This window comes from Mariniphaga sediminis (genome assembly GCF_003573545.1).
Lineage (GTDB): Bacteria > Bacteroidota > Bacteroidia > Bacteroidales > Prolixibacteraceae > Mariniphaga > Mariniphaga sediminis.
This window is the reverse complement of record NZ_QWET01000015.1, coordinates 112,750-138,246: the sequence shown is the minus strand read 5'-3', so window position 1 is coordinate 138,246 and position 25,497 is coordinate 112,750. Positions and strand designations below refer to the sequence as shown.

General features: G+C 43.5%; 13 protein-coding genes. 3 read left to right on the top strand and 10 right to left on the bottom strand.

Annotation, left to right across the window (positions count from 1 at the left end; translation table 11 throughout):
- From D1164_RS17590 to D1164_RS17550, 9 genes are all read right to left on the bottom strand, one after another.
- On the bottom strand, positions 1 to 721 hold a 721-nt coding region (locus tag D1164_RS17590; protein WP_147372221.1), incomplete at its 3' end, for a sulfatase-like hydrolase/transferase.
- A gap of 43 nt (positions 722 to 764) precedes the next feature.
- A complete protein-coding gene (locus tag D1164_RS17585) occupies positions 765 to 2,030 on the bottom strand; it encodes an MFS transporter (RefSeq protein ID WP_119351208.1) in 1,266 nt (421 codons plus the stop codon).
- A gap of 21 nt (positions 2,031 to 2,051) precedes the next feature.
- Entirely contained in the window at positions 2,052 to 3,029 is a 978-nt protein-coding gene (locus tag D1164_RS17580; RefSeq protein WP_119351207.1) for an ROK family protein, read from the bottom strand.
- A 195-nt stretch (positions 3,030 to 3,224) separates the two neighbouring features.
- Positions 3,225 to 7,274 carry a hybrid sensor histidine kinase/response regulator transcription factor gene (locus D1164_RS24160; RefSeq protein ID WP_119351206.1) on the bottom strand — a complete coding sequence of 1,350 codons (4,050 nt, stop codon included), beginning with the start codon at positions 7,272 to 7,274 and terminating at the stop codon, positions 3,225 to 3,227.
- Between the two features lie 171 nt (positions 7,275 to 7,445).
- The gene (locus D1164_RS17570; RefSeq protein ID WP_119351205.1) at positions 7,446 to 9,056 is read right to left on the bottom strand and encodes a RagB/SusD family nutrient uptake outer membrane protein; all 1,611 of its coding nucleotides are present in this window, start codon (positions 9,054 to 9,056) and stop codon (positions 7,446 to 7,448) included.
- A gap of 19 nt (positions 9,057 to 9,075) precedes the next feature.
- Positions 9,076 to 12,267 carry a SusC/RagA family TonB-linked outer membrane protein gene (locus tag D1164_RS17565; protein ID WP_119351214.1) on the bottom strand — a complete coding sequence of 1,064 codons (3,192 nt, stop codon included), beginning with the start codon at positions 12,265 to 12,267 and terminating at the stop codon, positions 9,076 to 9,078.
- 269 nt (positions 12,268 to 12,536) lie between these two features.
- A complete protein-coding gene (locus tag D1164_RS17560) occupies positions 12,537 to 14,120 on the bottom strand; it encodes a sulfatase (protein WP_119351204.1) in 1,584 nt (527 codons plus the stop codon).
- A gap of 40 nt (positions 14,121 to 14,160) precedes the next feature.
- Positions 14,161 to 15,504: a TolB-like translocation protein gene (locus tag D1164_RS17555; protein ID WP_119351203.1), complete on the bottom strand. Its 1,344-nt coding sequence runs from the start codon at positions 15,502 to 15,504 to the stop codon at positions 14,161 to 14,163.
- 27 nt (positions 15,505 to 15,531) lie between these two features.
- Positions 15,532 to 16,374 carry a DUF1961 family protein gene (locus D1164_RS17550; protein WP_119351202.1) on the bottom strand — a complete coding sequence of 281 codons (843 nt, stop codon included), beginning with the start codon at positions 16,372 to 16,374 and terminating at the stop codon, positions 15,532 to 15,534.
- 476 nt (positions 16,375 to 16,850) lie between these two features.
- Between D1164_RS17550 and D1164_RS17545 the strand changes: the two genes are divergently transcribed.
- The 3 genes from D1164_RS17545 (at position 16,851) to D1164_RS17535 (ending at position 23,549) form a co-directional block, all read left to right on the top strand.
- On the top strand, positions 16,851 to 18,473 hold the full coding sequence (locus D1164_RS17545) for a sulfatase family protein (RefSeq protein ID WP_119351201.1): 1,623 nt from the start codon (positions 16,851 to 16,853) through the stop codon (positions 18,471 to 18,473).
- 73 nt (positions 18,474 to 18,546) lie between these two features.
- The gene (locus tag D1164_RS17540; protein WP_119351200.1) at positions 18,547 to 20,511 is read left to right on the top strand and encodes a twin-arginine translocation signal domain-containing protein; all 1,965 of its coding nucleotides are present in this window, start codon (positions 18,547 to 18,549) and stop codon (positions 20,509 to 20,511) included.
- A gap of 20 nt (positions 20,512 to 20,531) precedes the next feature.
- Positions 20,532 to 23,549: a polysaccharide lyase family 8 super-sandwich domain-containing protein gene (locus tag D1164_RS17535; protein WP_119351199.1), complete on the top strand. Its 3,018-nt coding sequence runs from the start codon at positions 20,532 to 20,534 to the stop codon at positions 23,547 to 23,549.
- A 14-nt stretch (positions 23,550 to 23,563) separates the two neighbouring features.
- On the opposite strand, the gene D1164_RS17530 is transcribed toward D1164_RS17535, so the two are convergent.
- Positions 23,564 to 25,471, bottom strand: a complete 1,908-nt coding sequence (locus D1164_RS17530; RefSeq protein WP_119351198.1) for an FAD-dependent oxidoreductase — start codon at positions 25,469 to 25,471, stop codon at positions 23,564 to 23,566.
- Between the last annotated feature and the right edge of the window lie 26 nt (positions 25,472 to 25,497).

Here is a 25,497-nt window from a genome sequence, read left to right as displayed (position 1 = left end):
TGTCCAGCTGCCCCATCTCTTTCAGTAACTGAAGGTAAGAGGCCACATCCCTGTCGAAGCTTTCAATCTCGGCATAATAGTCGCCCATGTCTTTACGCACATCTTCGGTGTCGGGCAGGTAAGGCGGTACTTCCATTTTATCTATATCAATGTTCCCTTTTTCCCATCCGCCGGTTTTAAAGGGGCGGTGCGGGTCGCGGGAGCTAAACCAGTAGAAAAAGGGCTGTCCCCGTTCCTTTTCATTATAAAACTCTTCGAATGAATAAAACTTATTCCCGGCGGGGTTTTCAGTTCTACCGCTGGCTTCCCAGTCGCCAGGTCCCCATCCTTTGCCTTCGTGGCCTACCAGGTAGCCTGATTCTTCCAGCAGCTGGGTGAACACTTTAAACTTTGCCGGAAAATCACCCCACAGGTTGGCGGCTTCTTCCAGCCGCCAGATATCCTGTCCTGTCAGCATGGAGGCCCGGGCAGGGGCACACGACGGTGCAGAGCAGTATGCGTGGTTGAAACGAAGCCCGTCTGCGGCCAGCTTGTCAATGGCAGGCGTCTTTAACACCGGATCGCCATAACTCCCCAGGTGTTCCCAACTATGGTTGTCAGACATTAAAATGATAAAATTGGGTCTGTGTTCTTCTTTCTTTTCCTCCTCCCGGCAACCGGAGAAGGAAATCAGGGCAACAAAGAACAGAGGTAATAAAATGTTGCGATAATGTAATTTCATTTTATTTCAGCTTTTTAATTAAACATTCTATTGATGTACAGATCTATTTTTTTAACGATGCAAAAATTTCCTTTACAGTTGTTGTTTTATTATTGATTAGCGGCCTGGCCCAAAAAGCGATACTGAAGATGTAGCCCAGTGTCAGAACAAGAAACAGCATTGCTACCTTTAGTCCAATCAAATCTCCGAGCCAGCCTATAATTAAAGGAACCAAAGCGCCTCCAAAAATCCCGGAACACAAAATCCCGGAAAATGCGCCATGGTGTGTTTTTACTGAATTCAGCGCCAATGAGAAGATGATGGAGAACATCACAGAAATAAAAAATCCAATGGCCGGGAATGCAATCAATGAAACCTGACTACTGCCGAATAAAGCCAAAAACAGGCAGATTGCCGAGATAACCGTAAAAATTTTAAGCACCTTTTTCGAATCCATCAATTTCAATAAAACAAGTCCTACCAGGCAGCCAACCGACATCAGCCCCCAGAACCATGAAATAGCGTGTGCTCCTGCCCCTTCGGGACTTATTCCGTGATAGGTGTTCAGGAACTTACTCATCCAGTTGGCAACTCCCTGCTCGGTACCCACATAGGCCATTATTCCGGCAAAGTAAAGCAACACCTTGCGCTGTTTAAAAAGTTCAATGTAAGATTTTATTGCTTCTACTTTTTCGTCATCCTTCAACTCTACCTTGGGCAACTTTACAAGGGATATTATTAGTAGTACCACAATAAATACCGCAGTAAATATCCAGTAAAGCGAAACCCAGGGCAACCCGGAAGGGATTACCTTGCTAAGTGTATCGATTAAAAAATTGCCGTCGCCGACATAATTTCCCAGGTTTTTCATCAGGTAGGTAAATACAAACGGGCTGATAAAAGATGCACCGCCAAATACCAACTGCCCCATAACCGAAAAGAAGGCAAAGTTTTCCTCACCTCCCGCCACCCGCATCAGTGGATTAATAATTACCTGCAACATCGCCATACCGATTCCGATGATGAACAACGAAACCAGGGCAATGGTATAACTGGGGAAGAGGGCAAAGGTAAATGCCCCGATAAGGTTTAACCCGAAGGAAATCAGCATGGAGGTTTTTTCTCCGTATTTTTCCACAAGAAACCCGGCCGGGATTGACATTACCCCATAGGCCAGAAAAAAAGAAAATGGCAAAAATGCCCCCATCGTTAAACTTAGCTGATAGTTTTCGATGATTACCGGCATTAGCGGGCCGAGTATGTTTGTTACAAACGAGATAACAAACCAGATAAAAAGTATCAGCAGAACAATAAAATTATTTCTTTTCATTTTTAGTATGGATTATTTTAGTTAAACCGGTTTTTTGTCTTTTATTTTTTCGCTTTTGTTTACACTGTCGAAAACCAGAGCAGCTGCCCCTAAAATTCCTGCTTTATTGCCGAGCTCTGCCCCAATGATTTTGGTAAATACCTGCGTTTCTTTCATCGCAAGCTTCAGGGTCTCTTTCCTTATTTCGTTGATATAAAACTCACCTGCTTCCGATATTCCACCGCCAATTACGACCTGCTGAGGACTGAAAATATTTATTAACCCGGCCAATCCTGCTGCCATATAATAAAAGTGAATCTTAAACGCTTCCCTTGCTTCTTTTTCCTTTTTCAGGTAGCGCTGAACAATGTATTTTCCATCCACATTTTCAGGTATTTTTTTTCGGTTTTGGGTAAGCGCCCGTTTATAGTCGCGTATCAAAGCGGTTACTGAGGCATGTGCTTCCCAGCATCCTATAGCCCCACACGAGCACTTTTCTCCTTCAGGATTTACAATGATATGCCCCAACTCTCCCCCTCGGTTCCGGTGTCCACCGTACAGTTTTCCGTTGAGCACCATTGCACCACCGATACCAGTACCAATGGTGATGAAGATGATATCGCTGTAGTTCGTTTTGGAGCCAAAATGAAATTCGCCGAGTCCCATTAAGCTTGCATCATTTTCTACCCATACGGGAAAGTCAGAACTTTTGTTTAAGATACCTGCCAGCGGTAAACTTTCCCATTCCGGTAAATTTTCGGCGCCTCCCAGAATCAATCCGTTGTCTATTATTCCCGGCGTGCCAATGCCAACACCTTCAACCTGAATACCTTCTGCGTCCGCAATTAATCTGGTCTCAAATATCGATTGTTTTAAAATACTTATTACATGCTCCCTTCCTTTTTCGACTTCGGTGGGCATTTTCGATTCAAACTTAATCTGCCCGGCGTCATCTACCAGGGCATATTTTACGTAAGTTCCCCCTAAGTCAATGCCTATCGCATGTTTCTTTTCCTTCATTATACTTTTTTATTAAAAGGGATTTTATCCTAAATCTATTTAATTCAAAAGTAGACCATTGAAAGTATAAAAGCCTGTAAACAGGTTTTTCGTAATATTACTTTGGTTGAAGGAAATATTGATTGTGTTGAAATTTGTTATTGTTTTTAGCCGAAAGGCTTTCCCCACGCCAATTTTACTTGATTTTTCAACGAATCATTTGTTCTTCTTTTCCAGGTGTTCTGTGGGAAGGTACCCAAAGAACTTTTTAAAACTGGTGGTAAAATAAGAGGGGGAACTATATCCTACCATGTAGCTGATTTCTGAGATCGAAAACCTGTTTTCTTCCAGAAATTTTACGGCTTTTCCTAACCTGATTTTTTTGATAAAATCGGTGGCGGATTCCCCTGTAATTGCTTTCAGCTTCAGATGAAGGTTCGAGCGGCTCATCCCAATTTCGCGGGCAAATATTTCGACTGAAAAGTCGGGATCAGACAAATACTTCTCGATGATCTCTTTCGATTTTTCCAGTATTTCCTGGTCCAGAGGATTAAAGGCAATTTCTTCCGGATGAATATCCAGTGTTTGCGAGTAATAATCCCGGAGTCTTTTCCTGCTTACAATCAGATTGTTCACCTTGGTTTCAAGCACCTTAATGGAAAAGGGTTTGGGAACATAGTCATCGGCACCCGACTCCAGTCCTTCAACCTGATCTTCGATCGTTGTTTTTGCCGTCAGCAATATAATCGGGATATGGCTGGTTTTAATATTTTGTTTGATCTTTTTACAGAGCTGGATACCTGTTATCCCGGGCATCATTATGTCTGAAATGATAAGAGACGGATGCTCTTTTTCAACCATTTTAAAAGCTTCCTCCCCATTGGGGGCGACATAAATGTTATATTTCCCTGAAAAACTGTCTTTCAGATACGTTGCAATATCCGGGTTGTCTTCAACAATGAGCAGGGAATCGCGTTCTTCCGACTCCACCGTATCGGTCACTTCTTCTTCATCGCCAGCCATAAGTTCCAGGGATTTTTTATACCCGCCTGTTTTAACTGATATGGCTGAGATTTCACTTTTAGAATATACATTTTCCGACAGCGGCAGGCTTACAATAAATTTCGATCCGACATTTTCTTCGCTTTCCACCTTTATACTTCCGTGATGCAGCTCCACCAATCGTTTGGCAAGAGCCAATCCGATTCCGGTTCCCATGTTTACATTGTTTTCGGCAACACTGTAGTAACGTTCAAAAATAAGCGAAAGCTTCTCTTTCGGAATTCCCTTCCCGGAGTCTGTCACTTCAATAACCACCGACTTGCTGGTTTTGTATAGGTTAATCCCAATTTGTCCGCCGTTTGGGGTAAACTTGAATGCGTTGGACAAAAGGTTAAAAAATATGCGTTCCACAATGTTCTTGTCAAACCAGATATCAAGCTTTTCTTCTTTTGAATTAAAAGAGTAAATAATTTTGTTTTGCGCTGCAACTGAGGCAAACGAGAGGTAAATATCGTTGATAAAACCCACCAGTTCGTTTCGCGATGCATTCATTTCCAGCTTTCCGGTTTCCGATTTTCTAAATTCCAGCAACTGGTCGATTAAATCCAACATCCGGCTGGCATTCTTGTTAATCAGCAAAATCTGTTTTCTTAACCATTCATCGTTTATGGGTTTTTCCAGAATTTTTTCCAGCGGCGACAAAATGAGCGTAAGCGGGGTTCTGAACTCGTGTGAGATGTTGGTAAAAAACTGAAGTTTCATCTGGTTAATCTCGCTGAGTTTCTTTTTCTCAAGCCTTTCAACCCTCAATTCGTGCAATGTGTTTATCCGTTCACGGGCAAACCGGTAACCCAAATAAACAGCTATGACGAAAAATAACAGATACCCCGACATGGCCCAATTGTTAAGGTACCATGGTTTCAATACCTGTATATTTAGCGTGGTTATCTCATTCCCTTCCGCACTGCCTTTGGCTGCCTTTACTTTAAAAGAATAATTTCCAGGAGGCAACTTTGAAAAAGTCATGGTATTACCCGCTGCCATCCACTGGTTATCGTAGTTTTCAAGTTTTGTGAGATACGTAATATTTTTATTGTCCATATAATTTATGGCCACATAGCTCAGAGTAACGGTATTCTGGTTGTGCCGAAGTGTAATTTTTTCTGTTTGACTGATATGACTGGACAGAATTTGTGTGCTGTCATCCGAATTTATTATGGCATTGTTGATGCTTAAATTTGTTAAAAGTACCTTCGAATTAAAAGGACGCTTGTCAATATCTTCCGGATTAAAAATCGTCAGCCCTTTTATTCCTCCAAAAAGAAAATACCCATCTTTAAGCCTGCAAAAAGAATAGTTGTTGTACTGCGTATTTTGAACTCCATCATTTACGATATAATGTTCAAATGTTTTATCCTCCTGGTTGAAAACATCGATTCCCTCGTTGGTACTAATCCACAACCTGTTTTTGGTGTCTTCAAGTATTCCGTGAATAACATTGTTACTCAGCCCGTCAGCTGTTTTAAACCGTTTAAAATTCCTTTCAACCTCATTAAAAACATTTAATCCGCTGTTTGTACCTATCCATATTCTTTTCCGGTTGTCCTCAAAAATACAGTTCACAAAATTATGGCTCAAACTGGCCGGATCATCTGTTTTGTTTCGAAACGATTCAAAAATTCGTTTTTCAGGATAAAAAATATTTACCCCTTCAAATGTTCCAATCCATATCCTGTTTTGCGAATCTTCGAAAAGATAAGTTATCTGGCTGGATGTTAACTGCTGCCCTTTTGAATCGGAATAAAAATGTTCGAATGTTTTATTTTGGGGATCAAATTTGTTCAGTCCGTTCCAGGTTCCCACCCATATTTGCGATTTATGGTCTTTAATGATGGCATACACACTGTTACTGGCAATTGAGCCCGGTGTGTTACCGGTTGTAAACCGGGTGTTTTTCCTTTTTTTGGGCTCGAAAAGGTTCAGTCCTGAGTTATGCGTACCCACCAACAATTTTTGATCATCAGTAAAAACAAGGGCTTTTATATTATTCGAACTGATGGAGTTGGGATCTGACTCATCGTGCAGATAGTACTTTACCGTGTTATTTTTTCTGTTCCAGCAGTTGATTCCTCCGTCGTTGGTTCCAATCCAAACGTTTCCCTCCTGGTCTTCGGTTATGTAGCTCAACACGTTGTCGTTCAGCGAAAAGCTTCCACCGTTTTGATTCACCAAATCGAAATGGAGGTTTTGTGGATGATAATAATTGATACCTCCGTAAAAAGTACCAAGCCACATGCCCCCTTCTTTATCTTTATAAGCGGAGCGCACGGAATTTTGACTCAGCGTATAAGGCCGTGTGTAGTCCTGAAAATAATTGCTAAAATCCCCTGTTTGGGTGTCCATGATGCTCAGTCCCACAAATGTCCCTATCCAAAGATTGTCGTTATTATCGAAAGCAAGGGAGCGCACACTGTTGTTGCACAAGGAGTTTGGGTTATGTATTTCATGAAGGTAGGTTTTAATAATATTCAAATTACGGTCAAGTAAAAGGAGTCCGTTTCCTTCGGTCCCGAGCCAGATCCTTTCCTCCGAATCCATTAGGATTTTCCTTACCTTCAAATCTTCATCGAGCAGATTTATCTTTTCTACGGATTTAGTTGTTGCATCTACCACATACAACCCGTATTCCGTTCCCACCAGTAATTTCCCGAAATAATCGCAAAGGTCGTTTATATAATAAAGCCGTTCTCCCTGATGAGATATTTTAAATTCGGAAAAACTATCTTTATCGTTGTCATACCTGTAAATATTGCCATTGAAAGAGCCCGCCCAAATTCTTCCTTCGTTGTCCTGTTCTATGTCTGAAATATAGCGGTCGTAACTCAAATCAAACAACGGATAATTATGAAATTTATCGTATTCGTATTCGTACCGGCTTATTCCTTTATTCCCGCCAATCCAGTAATTTCCCTCCCTGTCATTGAACAATACACGAATATGCTGCGAAATAACAGCGGCTGAATCATCATTATCATTCCGGTACACTTTAAAGTTGAACCCATCGTACCGGCTTAAACCATCTTGTGTGGCAAACCACATATAACCGAGGGTATCCTGAATAATGGAAAAGACTGTACTCTGAGAAAGGCCCTGACTGTTTGAGATATTTTGAAACAAAATATCCCGGCCGGACTTTTGTGCCTGACTGTAAGTTTTTGGGGAGATACAAAAAAGTACAATGATGAATACAAAAAGTCTTCTCATATCAAATTCCTTAATTCATACCCAAATTTAGCATATCTTTTTAGATTATCGTATCGGGAAAATATCTTGTAGCGACCCTTGTGCCTGATATATAAAAAAGAGGGACAGAAAAACTCTGCCCCCCTTACCTTAAACCTAATTAACTAACCAAACCAAACTATAAAACTCCGGTTAAAATCCCGGATTCTGAAACAAACTCGGATTTTCGTCCATATCAAACAGAGGGATGGGCCAAAGTTCATCTTTATCATCATCAAAATTAGAGCCCGCTACATACGGATAGTTTCCTCTGTGGTTTAACAGATCAGCCTCTGCTTGCCGAACAGCATCGCCCAGCATATTCCAACGGATTAAGTCAAATTTTCTCCATCCTTCAAAACAGAGTTCCCATGTCCGCTCATTTTTCAAAGCTTCAAAAAATTCCTCTTTTGATAATCCCTGTGGGAGATCATCGAGCCCGGCCCGATCACGTACTTCATTAATTGCATCATAAGCGGCGGCATTGGGGCCGTCATTTATTTCATTCTCTGCCTCAGCCCTCATAAGCAGTACATCGGCATAACGTAAATAGACCCAGTTCACATCCGTGTTGTTAGGGTTTTTAGATTCCTGTACATGCCAGTTACGTCTCCATTTTCCGGGAGTATAAAGATCGTCTTTATTACCCGGATAAGGTTTTAATGTTCCGTCTGCTAAAACCTGGAAGTCAGCCACTGCCACATCTCTCCTTACGTCATTTTCAGCAAAAGTAGCCTGAAACAACGGGGTCGTGTTAAAAAAGGCATTGGCCCTTCCGTAAATATAATTTTTATCTGTTGCGGGACCATTGTAGGAACCTATCAACCCGGCATTATTGTTATTTCCTTCAGGATTAAAAAACGCAATCTCAAACATGCTTTCCATAGGCTCTACCTTAAACTCGCAGTAATTCCGGAATAATTGTTCGTAGCTTGAATTAAGCTTGTGTTCTCCCGATTCCATTACCTGTTTTGTTAATTGGGCTGCTTTTTCGTAATAGTCCTTGTAATTGCTTACCCGGGTACGCGTTTTTTCATATACATCCAAATAATACCCACCACGTGCCAAACAAACCCTGGCATGCAATCCTAATGCTGCTCCTTTATTGGTGCGTTCTCCAGCCTCCGGGATTCCCGAACTCCAGGGCAACAACTCTGCGGCATCCGTCAGATCCTGTTCCATCTGATTGTATAGTTCTTCGTACGATGCACGTGGAATAGCCATATCATCACTGGCTTTTGTGGGCGTTGTTTTTAATGGAACCGCACCAAAAATCCTTACCAAATCAAAATACATCAGTCCCCTGAGGAATTTGGCTTCTCCAAGGTACCTTTGCAACAACTTGATCTCATCTTCAGTTCCATTGGTATACAAATCCATTTCAGGAATCTCCTGGATTACCATATTGGCCCTGTCAATACCTAACCAAAGCTGCCTCCAGGAATCCTGAATCCAACCCAGCGTAGGATCTGCATTGTAATGACACATCTTCCGTCTGTCGTTATTCAAATCTGTTCCGCGCATTTGCAGAATATCCGTATCGGCATCTCCTAGCATGGAAAGATTCCTTCCGTAAGATTCAAGTTCAGCCAACGGGTCGTAAACCCCAAGGGTTGCCATATTGGCCTGATTGACTGTCTCAAAAAATGTTTCTACCGCATAAAATGAGTATGGTTTTTCTTCCAGCTGGTCTTCACATGCAGTAAACGAAACCAATATTACTGCTACAGCTGCTATCCATTTTTTTACTTTTATGTATTTCATAATTTCTTCAATTAAGTATTTACAATGAAAGATTAACACCAAATACAACTGACTTACTCTTTGGATAAGCACCGTAATCTACACCGGGCGTTACACCACTTCCTTCTCTTGTGCTCACTTCCGGATCATACCCGGAATAATTAGTGAAAGTATATATGTTGTATAACGTAGTGTAAATTCTCAGGTTACTAATATTTACTTTTGAAAGCAACGACTTTGGAATAGTGTAGCCTAAACTAATATTATTTATCCTTAAAAAGGAACCATCTTCAACCGCCCAGCTGTGGAATAAACTGTTTGCTCCGGAGCCTTTGTATACGGGCATTGTTTTTCCTTTGTTAAGCTCTGCCAGGAGGGTAGGATCTGTTACCCTGTTGCCCTCGTTATCAATGGTTATCCACCGGTTGCTTACAATACCAAGTGTATTTTTTCTATCAATGGAATAGTCTGTGTAGTCCAACTTGTTGGCATTGTAAATATCATTTCCATACGACCAGTTCATAAAGACACTGAAATCGAAATTTTTATAACTAAAGGTATTGGTTATACCCCCAAAGTGTTTTGGATTGGCATTTCCAATGATAGACCTGTCGTTCGGATCAATAACACCATCGGGTTCGCCATCAGGACCCGATACATCTTTCATTTTCCAGTAACCCGGTTCCGGATACCAGTTGGGATCGTAAGCAACTCCTTCTTTCAGCGTATAATCCCCGGTCTCTGCATCGTAATTAAAATCTTCGAGTTGGTAGAGCCCGTCGGTTTGATATCCGTACATACTTCCTACAGGTTCCCCGACTTTCACAATAAAATCGTTTCCTACCAGTCCCCAGCCTGATTCATACAAAAATGCCTCTTTCCCGTCGGTAAGGGTTATAATTTTGTTTCTGTTGAACGAAATATTTAAATTGGTTCTCCATTCGAAATTTTTGGTCGAAACGTTCACTGTATTCAGTAACAACTCCAAACCGGTGTTTTGCGTTTCACCCACATTCAAAATCATCGATGAATATCCGGAAGTAATCGGCACCTGTGCCCTTAATAACAAATCTTTTGTATTTGTTTTATACGCTTCGGCCGTAAGCTGAATTCGCTGATCCATAAATCCAAAATCAAACCCCAGGTTCCTGGAAATGGTAGTTTCCCATTTCAAATTGGGATTTGGAAGTGCGTTAGAAGCGAAACTGACTTGCGTGCTGTTATTAACACCGTAATAATCTGCCCCCAGCAGTGCAAGCGACTGATAATTGGGAATCCGGTTATTCCCTGCCACTCCGTAGCTCAACCTGACTTTCAGGTTGGAAAACAGGTCGAGTGACTTAATAAATTCTTCTTCGCTGGCCCTCCAGGCAGCAGATACTGACGGGAAATAACCGTATTTGTTTCCGGAACCAAACTTGGTTGATCCGTCGGCACGCATGGTAGCAGTAAATAAATATCTTTCCTTATAATTATAGTTGGCACGGCCAAAAAATGAGATTAAACGGTCATCATCTTCATACGAAGTAGGAATACCTGCAAGTGCTCCCAACGAAAGGTCGGCCAGCCCAATATCGTCATTGGGGAACTGGTTTGAACTGGCTTCAAACCACCTTCTTTTATTGTAAACCTCTTCCTGACCAATCATTAAATTTACTTTGTGTGCCTTTTTAAACTTCTGAGAATAGTTTAAAACATTGGAATAGCTGTACCCCTGAATATCCTGATGCCTAATCGAACCATAGGGGCCGCCACTTCTTTTTGCCGTAACTGACCGTTCGCCATAAAACTGCTCGCGCCTCTGGTCGTTTGTACGAAGCCCGACAGTTAAACTATAGGTAAGTTTTTTTGTAATACTGTAATCCAATTTTGTATTTATTGACAACGCCCTTGTTTCCGTTGATTTATGTTCGGCCTGGGCAGATACCAGCGGATTTTGCATTACGTTCCCTGAATCGTCAACATATACCGGATCTTCATCCAGTTCAACCAAATCCCTGTCGGTTCCGTTTATACCAATGGTAGGACGGTACTGCACCACGTGTCCCAATTTATTAAACCGGGATCCCTGGGTTGAAGTACCCATGCCAAAAAAGGTCTGATCTGTATATCTGATAGATGCAGATGCTTTCAGTTTTTCACTTACTTCATGGTCGAAATTGAAGTTTGCATTGTTCCTTTTGAAACCACTGTTTACCATGATTCCTTCATCGTCGCTAACAGAATAAGAAAGGTTGTATTTGGTTTTTTCCGTTCCACCCGAAATACTCAGTTTGTGGTACTGATTGGTTACCGGATTGCCAAACACCTCATCCTGCCAGTCAATACCCAGCCTGTTAAGGTAATTGGACTCAATATCACTGAAACTTCCGTATCTTTCCAACCATGCCTCCATTTCGGTGTCATCACCCAAATTTCTTTCATAATCGAGAAGGACAAATTCGTACGGATTTAAAACATCCAGTTTATTGGCCAGTTGTTTTACACCATAATAAGCATCGTAGTTTACCCTGGTTTTTCCCACTTTACCCCCTTTGGTAGTAATAAGGATAACACCATTTGCCCCGCGCGCTCCATAAATAGCGGTAGAAGAGGCATCTTTCAGCACATCAATGGATTCAATCTCCGACGGGTCGAGCAGGTTTAATCCGTCTTCCGTTGGAAATCCGTCAATAATATACAAGGGTTCGTTGCTTTGGGTTATGGAACCCCCACCCCGAACACGAATTTTAATTTCGGCACCGGGCGCTCCTTCGGTAGACTGCACCTGAACACCGGAAACCCGGCCATTCAATGCCTCTGCCAGGTTGGATACCGGCACCTTGGATAACTCTTCAACATCAGCCGATGCTACAGAACCGGTAAGATCTCTTTTTTTCACCGTACCGTATCCAATAGCTACTACTTCATCCAACTCATTATAAGAAGTTTTTAAAACAACATCGATGTTGGTTTTACCGGCTACCTTTATTTCCTTAGATTCAAAACCTATAAAGGAAAACATTAATGCATCTTCTGAAGCATTTGGCACACGAAGCGAATAATTTCCATCAATTCCTGTAACAGTTCCTTTCGTAGTTCCCTGAATAACCACATTAACTCCCGGAAGAGTCTCTCCTTCTTCATTTGTTACAATCCCTTTTACGATTAGCTCTTGACCATAACCTGAAATGACCAGCGCCATCAAAAAAAGATTTATTAAGAAAAATCTGATGAATTTTGATTTAGCCATAATTTTGATTTTAAAATTTTCAATTAACTCCATATTTTTTTACAAAAATGATAAACCTGTCTCGCAATCGATTGCAGCAGGGTCGAATATTCTTTCAACCCTATGGAAAATGTTTTAGTATTGTTGAATCCACTTTAAAAATTGTTGAATTTGCCTCAAAACAGGCCATAGCACACAAACAGGCATAACAAACAAAATACTGAAAATCAAAAGATTACGAACAACATGATTTATATCATTCTTTTTACATCCTAAATCCGGCGAATCAATTATCGAAGCCAAACCGGAATACTATCCTGAGCCTGCCATAAACGAATCCGATCGTCAAGTTTATCTCCTTTCCAGTTTTCAGAGCCAGCGGGTAGGGCCGGATTTTCCGGTATGGCTCTTTTTAGCCGGGCTTTTATTTTTTTGTACGCATCATTGCCTGCCAGGTTGATGTGTTCTCCCGGATCTTCCTTATGATTGTAAAGTTCTTCTGTTCCATCGCGGTAAAGGATGTACCTGTAATCTTTATTTCGTACCGAATAATTTTTATACATCCAACTACTTAATACAACATGGGGCCATTCCGATTCGGGTGATTCTATTAACGGTTGCAGGTTTTGTCCTTCCAGGTGTTCCGGAACCGGCAGGTGGCACAAACTGGCCAGGGTTGGGTATATATCGAGCAGGCTCACCGGCTCATCACAGTTTTGTCCGTTGGCCTCATTTCCGGGCACTACAATACAAAGTGGTACGCGGGTAGATTCTTCCCAGAGGCACATTTTCCGCCAGTGTTTCTTTTCTCCCAGGTTTTGCCCGTGGTCGCTCCAAAGTACAATAATGGTATTGCGGGCATACTGGCTGCTTTCCAGTGTTTTCAGCACCCGGCCAATCTGATCGTCCACAAAAGAGACGCAGGCGAGATAAGAATAAACCAAGTGGCGCCAATAATCTTCCCCCACTCCCAATACGGCCTGATGATCGCCAAAATTTGTGGAGCCGTAGGCAATTGATTTCCCCATTAGGGGGATGTCCGACATTTCATCTTCAGGCACTTCCGGAATTTTTATCTGCGCTTTGTCGTATAAATCAAAATATTTTTGCGGAGCCGTAAAAGGCACATGCGGACGAACAAACCCCACCGACAGAAAAAACGGCTCGTCGTGGTTTTCGTTCAGTTTTTCAACAGCATAATCTGCTATCAGTTCGTCGTACATTTTGCCTCCGGGAATATCTTCTTCGTCCAGCGGGCCGCCGCATAACGAATGCCCCGCTCCCAGTTTGTCCCCATAATGCCGTTTTAACTGGCTGCCGTTTTTAGGAAACGGATAAAAGAAAAGGCCGCCGTATCCTTCGCCCCGTTCCAAAAATTTCCCGGTAATTTTATCTTCATACCCGGGAGCTACATCATCCCAGAGCGAATCAAGCAAAAAGGGATAATCGGTTGCCCCGGAATGAAATACCTTCCCGGCGCAAAATGTTTTGTAGCCGTTATCTTTAAAATATTCCGGGAGCATCTTTTTTCCTTGCATCACCTCATGGTAGGAATTAACCATCGCCTGTTTCTCTCCCACCCCGGTGTACCAGCCTGTAGTAGTAGGGTGCAGGCCACTCATCAGTGAATTGCGCGAAGCCACACAAACAGGCATGGAAGAATGGGCATTGGTAAAAAGTACTCCCTGTGAATTGAGCCGGTCCAGGTTGGGCGTAATCGCCTGGTTGTTTCCTCCCATTGCCCCCGTCCAGTCATTCAGATCGTCGACAGCAATAAAAAGCACATTGGGCTTTGGGAAAACCGGCGAACTGGTTTGACACCCAAAAAAAATGAATTGCAAAGGGATTAGTAATGGTAATATTCTTTTCATCATCAATAATATATCTAAAAGGTTAAAAATTCTGTATCTGTTTTTACCCGTATTTTTCAACAATTATCTCATCCAGGCGTGCAATGAACACACTCCTTTCCCCATTTGGGGCTCCGTTGAAACAAACCTGTTTATAGTCTCTGCTCCAGGCCGGATGGGGATCAAGACGGAGAACCGGGTCCTTTTTCATATATTCCATGTCGGTAAAAATTTTACAAATATGGACTTCTGTTTGAGTTGTTAAATCAATCATCCGGACAGGAACTTCTCCGTTATATTCATTCTTTAGTTTACTGACGTAATAGTCCGACAACAAATACTTTGTATCCGGCGTCACCGAGGGATGCCCGCTGCCCGAAAATTTCTCGCTCAAAATTTCGAAGTTATTTCCGTCGGCATCAAACTTACAGAACCGCATCGTTTTTTCTCCAAGCCACCCCGGCACAATATTCATGATTATGGAGTTCCCGTTGGGATGCCAGTTAGGATGGTTTCCTCCATAGCCCCACTGTTCGCGGGAAATGATTTCTTTGATATTGCCGCCGTTCCCGGAAAATGTCAGCAAAGAAGCGTTCCTGCCCCTTTTTTGAGGGTTACCGGGAAACAAACACCGCATAACCTGCATAATTTTGTCTCCCCGGGAATTGAATTTCGAATGGAAGAAATAGCAGTTTCCACCCTGAAGGTATCCGGGATCTGTGGCACTTTGGGATGCCTCTTCCAGGGAAACCAAAAGTTTTTTCTCATTGGTTTTGAGATTGGTTTTCCAGAGGCCGTTGTCAGATGGTGCACCTTTTATTTCTTTCCCCGGACTATAATCAGGAACTCCATACCCCATCTGGGTCGTATTTATTAAATCCAACGGAAAGCCAATAACTGTATCTTCGTTTGGAGAAAGATGGTACTTGGGGCCTTTGTACGCTATAATTTCGCCCGTTTCCAGGTCAATCCGTACACAAACGGCCTCGTTATTAATAATGTCGTTGGTATATAAAAACCGGTCGGTTTTCCCCCACTCTAAATTGGCTCCCAACTGAAACCCCCAGCCTTTTGTTTTATAGACTGTTTTTATCGCTTCTTCTTCCAGATCAATAAGGCATATTTCTGCAATATCCCCGAATCTGGCATCCCGGTTTTGAAAAGGGAGTTTTGTAACTGCAAGATATTTTTGCGACGGACTGAACGGGCACACATCGTAAAATGTATGCAGGTAAAAACCATCGGAAGGAGTTACTTTTTTTACAGGAACTGCCGTTTCTCCTTTCCTGTAAAACTCAAATGTATACTTTTTCTTCTCTGAAAACCAGGTATTGACATGGTATAAGTCCAATGCCAGTGGGGTAACTAACAATCCGGCTGAAGTTTTAAAAAATTCTCGTCGTTTCATTTTTTAGTTGTCAAGTTTGCTGTTAAATCAGGGAGTAGTTAAATCCAACACTTTTATATTGTCGTATTCCCCCCTGGCGCAAGCCATTAGCCGAAATCCCCAGTACCCTCCTTTTAACGGGGTTTCATCGTGGAAAGTTAGGATTGTCTCACCATCAACAATGTACTTCACCTTTTTCCCCACTCTTTCCACCCGGCACAAATATGTTTTCCCGGGAGTGCCTGATACGGCATCTTTCCCTTTGGCTACCATTTCCCTTCCGGGTGCCCGGCGCATATTTGCCGTTTTTCGGGAAGGATGAAAATAGGAAATTCGGTATTGAAACATGGGGCCATACATAATCTCCTGCGCCAAACCATATCTGGGCGGCATTGACGGGACAAAAATGCTTTCTCCGTTTTTCCCCAGGGCACAAAACATAATCATATGCAAAGGAGCCGGAGACAAACTTTTAAACTCGAATTCAAGGGCAAAATCATCCGGAGCGGGATACTTTTTATTCCAAAAATTAAAATGCCCGCCGCGAAAAACCGGTTCCCCGTTTTCTCCTTTTATGTAATACCTTTCCATGTCGTCGCCATACTTTTTGGTCATGGCCTCCACCAGCCAGGGCCGGTATTCTTCCTGCACATTATTGGTAGAAAGCGTCCCTTCATCCATCAACGATTTCAGCATTGAATAATGAATTGGCTCAAGAATTAATTTCCCGTCTTCAATATATGCTTTCCCCTCCCCTTCCATTGTCCAGTCAGATAAATTGTCATTTTCATTAAAACGATAATGAAAAATCACTTTCTCCTGCCCCCAGCCAGCCAGACTCAGGAAAGACAGGAACAGGGAAGCCACAACTAACTTACTAATTCGCATCATCTTAGACTGAAACAATTTATTATCCCCTCCTAAAAAACCTCATTTTTCCCTTGTTCTTTTACGACCAAAAAATAGTAAGTGAAGGGAAATCCATTTCTATTTTCATATTCTACAGTTCGAAGGTAAAAAACAGACAGAAACAATCCTTTCAGTTCCAACCGTCAAACTATTACAAATATCCATTTCTCTGTTAATCTTGTTGAATTGCTTGTTTTCGATTCACATTCCTCCTTAAATTTCCAGTTTAGGTCCGGAAACCGGCCAGGAAGTGAACCTGATTTCCGGCCAAAAAATAATGCGTCCGAAGAATGTTTCCCTGTATTCAACCATTTTGATATAAAATTCGATATAACTATAAAATAACATCCCCCTGTCTCTACTATTCAACACATTCTTAAAACTGCAACGCATAGCGATCCCTTAGTTTTGGAATAACTTTTTTAATCAGGTAATAATTTAAAACAAAAACAGATATCATGAAACTATTCACCATTTCAGGAATATTACTCCTTCTTTTCTCGTGCAACGCAACAAATAAACCGACAAAGGAGGAAATACGCCCGAACATCCTGTTCATCATGTCCGATGATCATACCACCCAGGCAATGAGCTGTTACGGAAGCAAGTTTATTGAAACTCCCAACCTGGATCGAATTTCGGACGAAGGGATGCGTTTTGATCATTGCTATGTTACCAATTCTATTTGTGCGCCTTCGAGGGCAGCCATACTTACCGGAAAGTTCAGCCACCTGAACGGCGTAACAGACAATGCAAAAATATTTGATGGAACGCAGGTTACCTATCCCAAGTTGTTACAGAAGGCAGGCTACCAGACAGCCGTTATCGGAAAATGGCACCTTGGCTCTGCTCCCACCGGATTCGATTACTGGAGTGTACTGCCCGGCCAGGGCGATTATTACCAGCCCCAGTTTATTGAAATGGGAGATACAATTACCGAAAATGGTTATGTAACCGATGTTATAACCGATAAAGCCATCGAATGGCTCAGTGAAAAAACTCCGGACAAACCTTTTGCTATGGTTTATCAGCATAAAGCCCCGCATCGGAACTGGATTCCGGCAACGAGGCACCTCGGTATTTTCGAAGACAAAGATTTCCCGGTTCCGGAAACCCTTTTGGATGATTACCAGGGACGCGGTAGTGCCGCCCGCCAGCAGGAGATGGAAATTTCCAACCATCTGTGGGATGCCTGGGATCTAAAACTGGCAACCCGTGATGAGCTGGAAAAATTTGGAGAAAACACTACTCTCGAAATAATAACCGATGCCAAGCAGCACGACGTGGAAGGAGCGAATAAGCGTAGCGAGGACTTTGAAAAATTATACCGCGTTTACAGCCGGCTTTCTCCCGAAGAAAAAGATAAATGGCACAGCGCATACGCCAAACGCGTTGAAAAATACAAAAACAACAAACCCGAAGGGAACGATCTTATCCGCTGGAAATACCAGTTGTACATGCGGGATTACCTGGCCTGTATTCTTTCCCTGGATGAAAACATCGGCCGTATTGTGAATTACCTCGAAGAAACCAAACAATTAGAAAATACAATCATTGTTTACACTTCCGACCAGGGATTTTTTCTGGGCGAACACGGGTGGTTCGACAAACGGTTTATGTACGAAGAAAGCTACCGCATGCCCTTGCTCATTCGCTATCCCAAAGCCATTCAACCGGGAACAGTTTCCGACGCATTTGTGATGAATGTGGACTTTGCGCCTACCTTCCTCGACTATGCCAATGTTCCGGTTCCCAATGCCATGCAGGGAAAATCGCTGCGACCTGTTTTTGAAAACGATGGAAAAAAACCTGAAGGCTGGAGAGAATCCACTTATTACCATTATTATGAATTTCCGTCGTGGCATTCAGTTAAGCGTCATTACGGAATTCGGACCGAACGGTTCAAACTGATCCATTTTTATAATGACGTTGATGAGTGGGAATTGTACGACATGCAAAATGACCCGCAGGAAATGAACAACATTTATGGGCACCCCGAATATCAGGAAGTTGTAAAAAGTATGAAAGAGGAACTGAAAAATCAGCAGGAATTGTATGCTGATCCGATCAATCATCCGTAAAAACAAAAGCTTTTATTATCATTCATACTAAATAAATAGATGTAACTTAAACAGGACTTTAATAAAAACAAAGATGGATAAAGCAGTCAACCGCACCCCGCTCAAACAAAATAGCCATTCGGATAAACAAAGCTTCTCCCGCAGAAGTTTTGTAAAGAAAGTGGCCATTGGCAGCGCAGGCGTTACAATAGGAGTTTCGCTTTTTAACCAGTCAAACGCCAACCCATTTACCCCGGGAAAGTCATTAGCAGATGTCAGCTACAACCTGTTAAAAACCTGGTGCGACACGCTTATCAGCTACCAGGTAAACGATGCGGCCAAACCGGGGTTGCATGGCGGAATTCTTTGCCCGGCATGTGCCCGGATACACGGGCGTTGCGGGGATGCCATTTACCCGATGCTTTATATGGCGCAGAAAACCGGAGACGAAAAATACCTTCGATCGGCCCGTTTACTATTTGAGTGGATGGAGCAAAATGTCAGTTTACCCAATGGTTCATGGGTCAACGATGTCAATGTGTCGAAATGGAACGGGATAACAGTTTTCGGGGCTATCTCACTGGGCGAAGCCATCCTGAACCACGGAGAATTACTTCCCCGCGATGTAAAAGAGCAATGGCTGGCAAGGCTGCAAAAAGCGGCCGAATTTATTCACCTAACCTTTCATATTGAATATTCCAATGTAAACTACCCGGTTACCGGAACCTATGCTTTGTTTCTGATGGGCAAAATTTTCAATGACAAGAGATATTTTTCTCATGCTGAAGAACTGGCCCAGGCTTCGCTCCGTTTTTTCACGCCAAAAGACAAATTCCTTTTCGGAGAAGGCGGAGGCGACCGATATACACTCAGTCCCAAAGGATGCCTCCCGGTTGACCTGGGATACAACGTGGAAGAGTCGCTCCCGGCGCTGGCACTGTACGGACTCGAAAATCAAAACGAAGAGATTTTGGAGTTGGTAACCGAATCACTCGGTGTACACATGGAATTTATGCTTCCTGACGGTGCCTGGGACAACAGCTGGGGAACCCGCAGTTTTAAATGGACATACTGGGGAAGCCGCACCAGCGATGGCTGCCAGACAGCTTATGCGTTGCTTGCCGACAGAAATCCGGTATTTTATAAAGCAGCGTTGCAAAATACTTTGTTGTTGCAAAATTGCACACACAATGGATTATTGCACGGAGGGCCACAATACCATACCCACGGAGTGTTACCCTGTATTCACCACACGTTTTGCCATGCCAAGGCGCTGGCAGCCATCCTCGACCACGGCCCCGCAGAAACAGCCGGTACAAAGGAGTTAAAGCTGCCCCGTGAACAACATTACGGAATCAAAAAATTTGAAGATATACAAACCTGGCTCGTCTCAAACAAAAGCTGGGCGGCGACGATTACCGGCTACGACCGGGAATACAAGTTTAAAAACGGACACCCTTCCGGCGGGGCGCTGACTTTACTTTATCACCGGACACTGGGCCCGGTACTGGTATCGAGTATGAACCAGTACCAGCTAATTGAAGCTACCAATATGCAGGCACAGTATGATCCATATTCGATGAGCCTGACCCCCCGCCTGCAAACAAAGGATGGGAAATACATGAACATTTCCGACCTGGCGGCAACAGTTGAAGCTCAAAAATCAGGAGACACCATTGCCATTCATACAAAATCAAAATTGGTTGATGGTTCCCAACAAAAACCTCAATCCGGAGAAATAGCCTGCAAAATCTCCTGGTTTTTCTCGGAAGAGGCTGTAAAAATCAAAGTGGCACATGATGCTTCCGAAACATCCCTCCCGGAGTTTGTGCTTCCGCTTATTTCAAATTCAGAGGAGGATATCCGGAAACTTTCAGACCGAAAATTCCTGATTAAAAAAGCAGCCGGAAATATCCTGGTAGAAGCTGACCGGCCGATAAAAAAACTTCCGGTACTGGAAGGTAAAAAAAGAATTTTTAATCATGTCCCCGGTATGGAAGCCATTCCGTTTGCCCTTGAAGGAAGGGAAATAAATATAACCTTGACAACAACAAAATAAACCGTTAAAACAAAAACCAAATGAATACAAAAACCATTGCCCTTGTTTTAATTTTTGTTTTTTCAGGATTTCTGACAATTACTGAACTTAGCGCAACGGAAAAAATATTTGCTACGTATTTCGATATTGCCACCAACAGTCCGGAAGGAACCGAAGTGACCGGAAGAATCCATCTGGAAAGGAATAAGGATGTTTTAAAGTCCCCCATTCCTGAAGGGTATCATTTTTATATCGAAAACCAGGAGGGCAACCTCTTTACCATCGAAACCCGGTACGATTTGCACCACCGCATCATGGGGGTATTGGTTGTGGACAAAGACCGGAATACAGGCAACACCGAAAAACCATACCAACTCACGGTGCTGCTAAAAAACAACAACGAGGTTATAAGCCGTTTCCCGGTTACGGTAAAAATTGTAAATCAAACGCTTTGGAACATTTTATATGAACGTTACAAAGATTTTACGGTGAGCCAAAAAGGAAACCGGATGTATGGCCGGACCAGTTTCTCCGACAAAGAAGTGGCGGCAAAAATTTCCGAGCTGGAAAAGAACAACGGCCGGTTCAACGGATTTAAATGCTACACCCAACATCCTAAAGATTACCTGGAACACACGAACGTCGATCCCTTAAACGGAAGGGTTTACGGGACCATTGAGTATGAATGGGAAAATGTAGCCAAACAAATTGGCGGATTAGGATATGCCTATGCCCGCTCTGAAAAATACGGCCCCACCGGCAATCCGGCATCAAGAGAACGGCTAAAAAAAGCCCTTTACAAAGCCATTCTTGCTTACACCGGCTGTGTCCCCATTGAAGGGAACGACATTTTAATTGATGGCCAACCCATTGGGGAATATACAGGTGACGGATTTGCTAACCTTGTGGAACACGGAATGATCGGGCACCAGGTGGGAACCCACCAGTGGGTAGTATCTGATCCGTTGGTTGCCCCGGCGGTGCATTTAATGCCTGACTTGTTGAAAGACATACAGGAGGAGGACAAAGAGGCGATTGAAGTGTACCATTCGCTGGTGCAGTTTTACCAGCTTTTTACGTCCATTGTAAAACAGCGAAGGGCCATTGATGATCCTTCGCAACGCTGGGGCGAAATTCAGGATACTATTTATTCGGAAGGCGCCTGGGCAGATGCCAACCTCGGGCACCGGCTGCGGATTATGCTGGCACTGCCCATTATCTGGGCCGACTACAACCGGCCAATGACATACGTGCCTTACTGGTACAGCGACTTTTACAACAATAAACCGTTTAAAAACTTCAGTTTTTCACCCGGCTGGAGTCCGTATGGAGTGGTACCTGATGTAAGGAGGTGGCTCACAAAATTTAATGTTCCTTCGCATGAATTTGCCCAGTCCGGGTTCCATCCTGATGGCACTGTTTCGCATCACGTAGGGCACGGAACCGATGCTCCGCTGATCGCTTACGGTTTTGAATGGCTGACTGTGCCATTTGTTGGGTTTAATCAGTTTAAAGATACCCCTTTCTGCCTGGAAGATAAATACTTTCAATTCCCGGCCGATCGTCTGCTCCATGTTTACGGCAAATTGATATATAAAAACAGGTTTGATTTCACCATGGCCGGACGTTCTCATTTATCGGATATGCACAAATTTGTAACAAAAACCTTCGTGGAGGCCATTGACGAACTGCTCGAATCAAAAAGCCAAAAAAACGAAATCACAAACCAGGATGAACTGATAAAATTAAAAAATGACATCGCAGCCAATACGCATCAATATTCGGGAACAGATGCTTACTGGGTGAATGAATTTTTAGTGCATCGCCGTGAAAACGAAAACAATTCGTTTTATGCTTCGGTGAAATTAAAATCGGAACGAGTTGTAGGCGCCGAAGATTTTGACCGGGTGCGCAAATCGTGGCACACCGGAAGTGGCGTTCTGCAGGTACGCACCACAGGCGATGAGTACAGCCAGCAGGTACTCGAAAATATGGACTGGCACATGCTGCCCGGAATTACAGAAGAATGGCGAACCGATCCGCTTCCGGCAAAAGGCGGGGCTCAGGCTTGTTTGCCGGGGTTAAACAAAATAGCAGGCGTTCTTTCCGATGGTGAAACCGGAATGGCCATGTACCACCACCTGCCCCGTGAAACCTACAGCTCAGCCACGGCACTGAAAAGCTACCACTTTATTGGCGATAAAATAGCAGCGCTGGGAAGTAACATCCGGCGATACAGGAGCGGACAACAAAAAGGGATATTTACCTGTATTGACCAGGCAGGCTTTACAAACGAACTGACATGGTCGGCCAATGGAAAAATCAAAAAAACTAAGGCAAACCAATCGGTTGAAATCCATGAAAATATTACCCAACCATCCTGGGTTCATACCGGCGACAGGGGGTTCATTGTGTATCCGCAAAAGGCATGCGGACTGGCAATAAAAACGGGGAACAAAATCAATGTTACCGACACCCGGATTTCAAACAATGAGCCCAATTACGTCCTTGCCATCGGGCATGGTACAAATCCGGGACAGCAGGAAGACAACAGCTATTTTTACCTGTCGGTTCCCAATGTTTCGGCAGATGAAATGCCCCTGCTGGCAGCCCGGTATGCAAACGAACTGAACTGCAATCTGACAAACGATTCCATTCATGCAATATATGATCAAACGGAAAAAATCACGCAGATTGCATTTTTTAAAGCCGGAAAAATTACACAAAACGGGAAGACCTTCGAATGCGACAACACAGCCATGGTAATGCTGAAAGAAAACCACGGCAACTGGACAATTGCGGTAGGCGACCCAACAGCCGATGTGTATAAAAAACAGATCACCCTTCACCTGTCTGTCCCTTTAAAAGAAGGGAAATATACGTACACTGTGCCCGGTATTTATCCACGAGACGGAGAATATGCCACTGTAAAAAGAGAGGGAAAAAATTCTTCCATTGTAATTGAACTGCCCGACACCCGGGACGAAGCATATTATAATTACCAGTCGGCGCTCTATTCGGGCGTGCCCGTTGTTTTGGAAATTCCCGAAGAGAAATAATACGTCAAACAGGGTCAGCGGCAATTTTTTTTAAAGTTGCCCTCCCAATCGATTTCGACGTTGAACGGGTTGGCAATTTCATGCAGAATTACCGCCATCTGACACCGTGAAACCGGTTCATTGGGCAGAAATGTTCCAAAACCATATTCCGCCCAACTATTTTCAATTTTTTGCAGAAGCAAATCTTCGTCTGCTTTTTTACAGGTTCCCAGAATAATTCCCGTTTTCATAGCTATTTCGCCGGCTTCCTTCCCCGTTACAAAAGCGCCTTCGAAATGGAATTCAACATCCGGAACCAACTCTTTCAGCCCTTCCGACAGGGCTTTTGAAGTCATTACCGAATCGGGATGAAAAAGGGTAAGGTTGGCCCATCCCTGATTTTTACCTTCTCCTTTAATAATGCCGGTTGCACCAATACGCTGAACTGCTTTCCAGTAAGAATCTTCAGGAGTAATGTCAGAATAAGGCTGAATATAAGCGCCCGCATCCAGCAAAGCCTCCTGCACCCTGCGTATGGGCACATCGGCCGGAGCTACCCCGGTCTGAGTCGCCAGGGCTCCCAATACTCCTGCGGCCTGTCCGATAAGCATACAGACAGGCTGCAAACGGGTGGTGCCGTTTACTATATTGGTAACAGAAACGGATTTTTCGGCTACAATCAAATTTTCCTGGTTGGCGGGAATAAGAGCTCCAAGCGGAAGGGTATACGATGGCACCGGGTAAAAATGCAAATCGGGCACTTCCGAGGGGTCCGGATACGCTGCGTGGTGATGATCAACCGCATAATCGCCAACGGCAATTCCTGTCCGGTAAAGGGCCCTCTGCTGATCAAACGGCCGGGCCATATCATTTACGGTAAAACGCACCTTCCCTTTAATACGTCTTGACTCCCGGTGATAAGGAAATAACGGGAACCCGTCGGCGGTAGGAAATTCACCTTCGGCAATGCCCAGGTTATTAAATCCCAATTCTGTTTGCAGGTAATAGATATAACAGCGGGTGTGCCATTTGGCCTTTTTGTAAGCTGCCTGCCGCCCTGCCTCCGACATTTCGACAACGTTCACATAATAATCATTCCCATTTATAGGCCAGTTGATCATAAATTTGTTATTGGGAAGATGCCCATATTCCATCATGTAGTCGCACCCCCATGGTTCACGTTCGTAATTATCCTCTTTGCAGGAGTCGCTGGCACAGGTGCACCGAAATGGGGCAGGATCATAATTTTCAGGACGGGGGATGGTTTTATCGGCTCCTTTGCCGTAATCTTTAAGGATTGCCACGTACGTAAGATCCTGAACAATGTTGTTTGCTTTTTCCGGTGCAATGGCTTCGCCGGTTTCGTGGCGTGAATCCATACCCACATCGTAGGGAATCCCGGCCATTTTAGCCACGTCACCCAGTTCGGTCCCATCAATAATTACGGTTGCTTTAACAGAAAAACGGGCCTCCCCGGCAGTAAAAACTGCGACCCAGCCATCTTCAGTTTTTTTCAGACTGTGAAGTTTGCTGTCAAATTTTACTTCCAGCTTTTGTTCGGCTGAAGCCATTTCCCAAAGAATGTTTGCCCCAACCGAAGGTTCGAATAACACATTGCTGACCCAGCCTGTATTCACCGCTCCGGCGCTCCCGTAATGGTTATACAGCTTTTGCCTGAATTCTTCCCAAAGCCCGGAATAAAGCCTGTAGTTTCCATCAATGGCGCTCACTCCCGCGGAGGTAAGCATTCCTCCCAGCCACGGGGTTTCCTCAACCATTAAAGTAGAAGCTCCCAGGCGCGCCGACTGGATGCCTGCCATGGTACCGCTGGCCCCTCCTCCTATGACTAAAACATCTGCTTCAAGGTCATAGGCCATTTCCTTCCCTGTACAGGAAATAAGGCTGGTCAGCAAAACCAGCCCCAAAAAATGTAACAATTTCATGCTAAAAAAATATCCGGCTAAAAATT